This is a genomic window from Streptomyces sp. NPDC030995, assembly GCF_055571215.1.
In genome coordinates, this window is sequence record NZ_JBVIFS010000025.1 from 95,894 (window position 1) to 102,233 (window position 6,340).

5 protein-coding genes are annotated in these 6,340 nt (G+C 70.8%); 4 read left to right on the forward strand and 1 reads right to left on the reverse strand.

The window, feature by feature from the left end; translation table 11 throughout:
- The first annotated feature begins 262 nt into the window (after positions 1 to 262).
- Positions 263 to 1,789: an RDD family protein gene (locus ACZ45T_RS29395; RefSeq protein ID WP_468446512.1), complete on the forward strand. Its 1,527-nt coding sequence runs from the start codon at positions 263 to 265 to the stop codon at positions 1,787 to 1,789.
- 86 nt (positions 1,790 to 1,875) lie between these two features.
- On the forward strand, positions 1,876 to 2,604 hold the full coding sequence (locus ACZ45T_RS29400) for an RDD family protein (RefSeq protein WP_468446514.1): 729 nt from the start codon (positions 1,876 to 1,878) through the stop codon (positions 2,602 to 2,604).
- Positions 2,605 to 2,724: 120 nt separating this feature from the next.
- Here ACZ45T_RS29400 and ACZ45T_RS29405 read toward each other — a convergent pair whose 3' ends face one another.
- Positions 2,725 to 3,006, reverse strand: a complete 282-nt coding sequence (locus ACZ45T_RS29405) for a hypothetical protein (protein WP_468446516.1) — start codon at positions 3,004 to 3,006, stop codon at positions 2,725 to 2,727.
- 473 nt (positions 3,007 to 3,479) lie between these two features.
- Here ACZ45T_RS29405 and ACZ45T_RS29410 point away from each other — a divergent pair, with 473 nt between their 5' ends.
- On the forward strand, positions 3,480 to 5,834 hold the full coding sequence (locus ACZ45T_RS29410; protein ID WP_468446530.1) for an immune inhibitor A domain-containing protein: 2,355 nt from the start codon (positions 3,480 to 3,482) through the stop codon (positions 5,832 to 5,834).
- Between the two features lie 112 nt (positions 5,835 to 5,946).
- A complete protein-coding gene (locus ACZ45T_RS29415) occupies positions 5,947 to 6,249 on the forward strand; it encodes a hypothetical protein (RefSeq protein ID WP_468446518.1) in 303 nt (100 codons plus the stop codon).
- Positions 6,250 to 6,340 lie beyond the last annotated feature (91 nt).

A 6,340-nucleotide genomic window follows, 5' to 3' on the forward strand; every position in this document is an offset into this window, starting at 1 on the left:
TCGCTTCGGGTTCGGTGCGTGGGGCCGGATGGCACCCCACACCCGGAGAGAGCGCCGGTGTGCCCGGGTATGACGCGACTTCGGGCGCCGAACCGGAGATTGGCGGAAATCTTTTCACTGGCCGAAAAACGTCGTAGGGAGGCGTAAGGAGCGGCATTCGCTCAATCGCTTGGATTCTCCCGTTACCGGACCTGTCGGGGGGCGGTTCTTGGCTATGGTCCTCCCTTGCACAAGCCTCAAGCCACGATCGGAGTTGGGGACATTGACGGCCTCCCCTGGTGACGGCGAGCACGCGGCCCGCGAGGGCTACTACCCCGATCCGTCCATCCCCGGGTACATCCGGTACTGGAACGGTGCGGCCTGGGTTCCGGGTACGAGTCGCCCGGCCCCCGCCCACGAGACGGGGCCGGTGTTCCTGGACGAGACCTCCGTGACCGAGGCGCTGCCCGAGCCCGAACCAGAACGGGCGCCCGTACGGGAGCCGGAGCGCGTACGGGAACCCGAGCCCGTACGGGAACCGGTGCGCGTCCGGGAGCCGGAGCGCGTCGCCGCGCCCGAACCGGTCGTCGAGCCCGTGGCGTGGCAGGCCGACCCCGTGCACCAGGCCGGCTTCGGCGGGCCGCGCGACCACCGGGTCTCGTGGGGCAGCCCGCCGGAGCCCGAGGCCGGGCAGGCGCCCGCCCGGCCGGGGATCTCCCTGGCCCGTACGGCCGCTGCCGCGGCGCCCGCGCGGCTCCCCGCCCAGGGCGCCTCGGCGGGGATCCTGTCGGCGCGCTCCCCGGCCGCCCAGGCCCAGGCCCACGCGCAGGCCCAGGCCCACGCGCAGGCCCAGGCCCACGCGCAGGCCCAGGCCCACGCGCAGGCTCAGGCCCACGCGCAGGCCCAGGTCCAGGCCTACGCGCCGGCTCCGGCCCCGGTGCGGGCTTCGGCCCCCGCGCCGGCCCAGGCGTGGCCCGAAGCCCCCGGAGCCGGCGGGCCCGGCGCATCCGGAGTCACGACCTCCTGGCCCGAGGCGGCGGCCGTCGCCCCGGCGCCCGCCCGGCCCGAGGCCCCCGCCGGTCCGGTCCCGGAGGCCCAGCTCCCCACGGCCCCCCGGCCCGGCACCGCGCAGCCCGCCGAGGCACCCCGGCGCGAGGTGTGGGAGCCCCGGCCCGCGGGAGTGCGCCCCAAAGTGCCGCGCGCCGAGGCGGCCGCCCCGGCGGAGCCCCGGTCCACGGGCTGGGAGCCGCGCGGGTCCGAGGAGGACCGCCCGGGGAGCTCCGGCACCCGCCCGGCCGGCACCAGTACGCCCCGTGCCGTCTTCGAGCGGATGGCCGAACGGGCCGCCCGCCCCGCCGGGCTGACGCGCAGAGCCGTGGCCCGCGCCCTGGACTCGCTCGTCCTCGGCGCCGTCGCGGCGGCGGTCGCGCTGCCCCTCGTCCCCGGGGCCACCGCCCACCTCCGGGCCAAGGTGGACGCCGCCCGGGCGAGCGGCCACAGCACCACCGTCTGGCTGCTCGACGGGACCATCGCCGGCCGGCTGGGCCTGGTCCTCGGCGCGGTCCTCCTCTTCGGGATCCTGTACGAGGCGCTGCCCACGGCCCGTTGGGGCCGCACCCCAGGCAAGAAACTGCTCGGCGTCCGCGTGCTGGCCACCGCCACCCTCCGCCCGCCCACCTTCGGCGCGGCCCTGCGCCGCTGGCTGGTGTACGCGCTCCTCGGCCTCCCCGGCAGCCTCTGGTGCCTCGTGGACCGCCCGCGGCGCCAGGCCTGGCACGACAAGGCGGCCAAGACGTACGTGGCCCGCTAGCGCGCTCGCAGGCCCCCGGACGCGTCCCTCCCCCGGATGGACGCGGTCCCGTTGCGGGGTCACCGGAGCCGGGTTCGACTCGGGCCATGAGTACCGACCAGCCGCCGCCGGGCGAGCCGCCGGAGGAAGACCCGTTCCTCAAGAAGCCCCAGGAACCGACACCTCCGTCGGGCGGTTCGCCGTACGACTCGCCGCCCCCCGGCAGCGGTGGCCCCCCGCCTCCCGGCGGCGCGGGCGGCGGCGGGGGATTCCCGCCCCCGCCGCCCCCGTACGGCGGTGGAGGCGACCCCTACGGCGGCGCCGGCGGCTACGGCATGCCCGATCCGCTCGCCGGGATGCCCCCGCTCGCCGACTTCGGCAAGCGGCTCGCCGCGCGCATCATCGACGTACTGATCGTCGCCGTCCCGCTGTTCCTCATCCAGCTGGCCTTCGGGACGAACCGGTACGTGGTCGAGACGAACCGGGGCGAGGACGTCAGCGAGGTCATCACCCGCTCCTACAGCGGCAGCGGCCTGATCATGACCCTGATCTCGATCGCCGCGTACCTCGGCTACGACTGGTGGTTCACCAAGAAGAACGGCCAGACGGTCGGCAAGAGGGCGATGGGCCTGCGCGTCGCGATGCTCAACGACGGCAGCGTGCCGAACTCCAACGCGGCCCTGAGCCGCGCCGCCGTGCTCTGGCTCCCGACGCTGATCTGCTGCTTCTGCCTGTGGCCGATCGCGCTGGTCGTCTCGATCCTCGTCGACAAGCCCTACAAGCAGGGCCTGCACGACAAGGTCGCCAAGACGGTGGTGGTCCAGGCCACCACATAGCGGGTACGCAGCGCAGAGCGCGGGCGGCCGTCCCCACGGGGAGGCCGTCCGCGCCGCGTTGTGCGCCGCCCGCGGATCGCCCGCAGAGGGCTCGCGGGCCCGCCCGCATCGGGCGAAGGCTCAGTGGTGGACGGGGTGTTCGGCCTCGGCCGGCCGGGGATCGGGAACCCGGGCGGTGGTGGTGCTGGCGGCCGGCTTCGCGTCCGCACGGGCCGCGTGGCGGCCGCGGCGCTTGGGGGCGGGCACGGTGAGGGCGACGAGCAGACCCAGGGCGAGCGCGGCGGCGGAGATGACCGCGACCCCCAGCCCCGTGCTCGTCTGCGAGAGCAGCAGCATGGCGATCGTCGACACGATGACCGTGGCGGACCCGTAAGCGAGCTGTGCGGCAGTCGGACGCGGCATGGCGATATCCGTCCTCAGGGAGGGGAGGGGGAGTCGGCTCAACTAGGTCGCGCGTCAAGTGACTCTATGACGGGAGATGCCCGAGCGGAACCGCCGGTAAGCGTGACCTAACACACGGTGCCGGAGCATGGGGGGCGCACAGGGTCATTTTCCGCGCCATGCGGAGGGGGAGAAAGCGGACGGGACGGACCTCGCGCGGGGTCGGGAAGCTCCCTTCGCCCCATATGGCTGCGGAACGTCCGGATAGCGGAACTGCCTGACCGCATAGTGCAGTTGTAAGGGTCAAGTCAAGGTCTGTCTTTTCTTGCGTCTCTCCGGTCAAATGTCGTCACTTGAGACGCGCGCCGCGCGGAACCCCCCGCTCCTATGGAGAAGTTCCGACCTACGTTGCGGCCGCGGGAGGGGAACGACATCAAGTGACCAGCAACTCCGCCAGACGGCGTGCGATTCGTGCTGCCGCCGTCACCGTGACCATGGCCGCGTGCGCGACCAGTGCAACCTTCTTCACCGTTACCGCCGCCCAGGCCGACGGCAAGGGCTCCAACGCCCCCGTGGCCGACCGGCAGGACCCGACCGCGCCTTCCAAGGTGGTCGAGCACGACCTGAAGGGCCCGTTCAGCGAGCAGCAGGCCGCGCAGCGCAAGGCCGCTCTGGACCAGGTCCTGCAGGGCAAGAAGAACGTCGAGCAGCGCGACGGCTCCAAGGTCGTCAAGCTCGACGACAAGAAGTACGTCGAGCTCGGCCGCGAGAAGACCGACAAGATCTTCACGATCCTCGTCGAGTTCGGCGACCAGGTCGACAACACGACCATGTTCGACCCGGACGGCCCCGGCCCCAAGCCGGCCGTTCCGAAGTACGGCGGTACCCCCGGTCCGCTGCACAACACGATCGCCGAGCCGGACCGCGCCAAGGACAACAGCACCGCCTGGCGCAAGGACTTCAGCCGCGAGTACTTCCAGGACCTGTACTTCGCCTCCGGCGAGGGCAAGGACTCCCTGAAGACGTACTACGAGAAGACCTCCTCGGGCCGTTACTCGGTCGAGGGCGAGGTCGCCGACTGGGTCAAGGTTCCGTACAACGAGGGTCGTTACGGCTCCAACTACTGCGGCCAGACCAACTGCTCCAACGTGTGGGACACCGTCCGTGACGGCGTCACCGCGTGGACGGAGGCCCAGAAGAAGGCCGGGAAGACCGACGCGCAGATCAAGGCGCAGCTGGCCCAGTACGACCAGTGGGACCGCAACGACTTCGACGGCGACGGCAACTTCAACGAGCCCGACGGCTACATCGACCACTTCCAGATCGTCCACGCGGGCGAGGACGAGTCGGCCGGCGGCGGCGTGCAGGGCACGACCGCGCTGTGGGCGCACCGCTGGTACGCCTACGGCACCAACGTGGGCAAGACCGGCCCGGCGAACAACAAGGCCGGCGGCACCGAGATCGGCAACTCCGGCATCTGGGTCGGCGACTACACGATGCAGCCCGAGAACGGCGGCCTCGGCGTCTTCGCGCACGAGTACGGCCACGACCTCGGCCTGCCGGACCTCTACGACACCTCCGGTGGCGGCGACAACTCGGTCGGCTTCTGGTCCCTGATGTCGGCCGGCTCCTGGCTCGGCACCGGCAAGGACTCCATAGGCGACCTCCCGGGCGACATGACCGCCTGGGACAAGCTCCAGCTGGGCTGGCTGAACTACGACACGGCCAAGGCCGCGACGAAGTCCACCCACAAGCTGGGCGTTTCGGAGTTCAACACCAAGGACAAGCAGGCGCTGGTCGTCGAGCTGCCGAAGAAGCAGGTCAAGACCGACGTCGTTGCTCCCGCCGAGGGTGCCACCCAGTGGTGGAGCAACATGGGTGACGACCTCAAGAACACCCTGACCCGGTCGGTCGACCTGACGGGCAAGAAGTCCGCCGCGCTGTCCCTCAAGGGCTGGTGGGACATCGAGGCCGACTACGACTACCTCTACACCGAGGTGTCCACGGACGGCGGCGCCAACTGGACCGCTCTCGCCGGCACCGCCGACGGCACGGCCATCCCGGCCGACGCCTCCGGCAGCCCGTCGCTGACCGGTGTCTCGGAGTCCTGGAAGAACCTGAACTTCCCGCTCGACGCCTACGCGGGCAAGAAGATCGACCTCCGCTTCCGCTACCAGACGGACGGCGGCGCGGGCGGCAAGGGCTTCACCGCCGACGCCGTCACCCTCACCGCGGACGGCTCCGCGCTGTTCACCGACGGCGCCGAGAACGGCGACAACGGCTGGACCGGCAAGGGCTTCTCCCGCATCGGCGCCAACTTCACCAAGGAGTACGCGCAGTACTACCTGGCCGAGAACCGCCGCTACGTCTCGTACGACAAGACCCTCAAGGTCGGCCCGTACAACTTCGGCTTCGGCAACACCCGTCCGGACTGGGTCGAGCACTACGCGTACCAGGACGGTCTGCTGATCTGGCAGTGGGACACCTCCCAGAAGGACAACAACACCAGCCAGCACCCGGGCCAGGGTCTGATCCTTCCGATCGACGCCAACGCCAAGCCCATGAAGTGGGCGGACGGCACCCTGCTGCGCAACAAGATCCAGCCGTACGACGCCACGTTCAGCGCGTACAAGACGGACTCGGTCACCCTGCACAAGAACGGCGAGGAGCTCTTCCTCAAGCCGAAGGCCGCCCAGCTGGTCTTCGACGACCGCAAGGGCACGTACTACTACGACGAGAACCCGACCGGATCGGTGAAGGTCACTGACACCAACACCAAGATCAAGATCCTGAAGGAGACCTACGACGGTGAAGTCATGACCGTCGAGGTTGGCCCCTCCTCGAAGTAATTCGGTAAAACCGCAGGTCAAAGCATGATCGGCCGTCGCCCTCTAGCGGGCGGCGGCCGATCGCGTTTAGATGCGCGGTACGAGTTTCTTATTGACGGGGGAGATGACAGCCATGCCAGGTGGAGGTTTCGTCAGGTTGCCGGGCGGCAGTGTGGTGGTCGCGCTCACACTGCCGCGGCCGTCCGGAGAGTGTGGAAATGTCCGCGTGCTGGTGCACGCCGTGAACCGGGCCCGCGCCCTGACCAGGCTGCGGAACCTCGGGATGCGGGCGGTGTACCTGCGCGGCAACGCGCAGCCGCCGACGCCGGACGAGGTCACGGCCGTCCTGCACCACCCGGACGGCCTGCTGTGGCGCGGGGCACCCGACCGCGCACAGGAGCTCTGGCACCCCATCCGGGCCCTCCTGGGCACCTAGACGATTAAGTCCGAAGTCTTGGTCAGTGGTCGTAGGCGATTAATGACCTGGTCAGCGGTGTTCCGCTGGCCCGGTTGTGCCAGATGGCTGC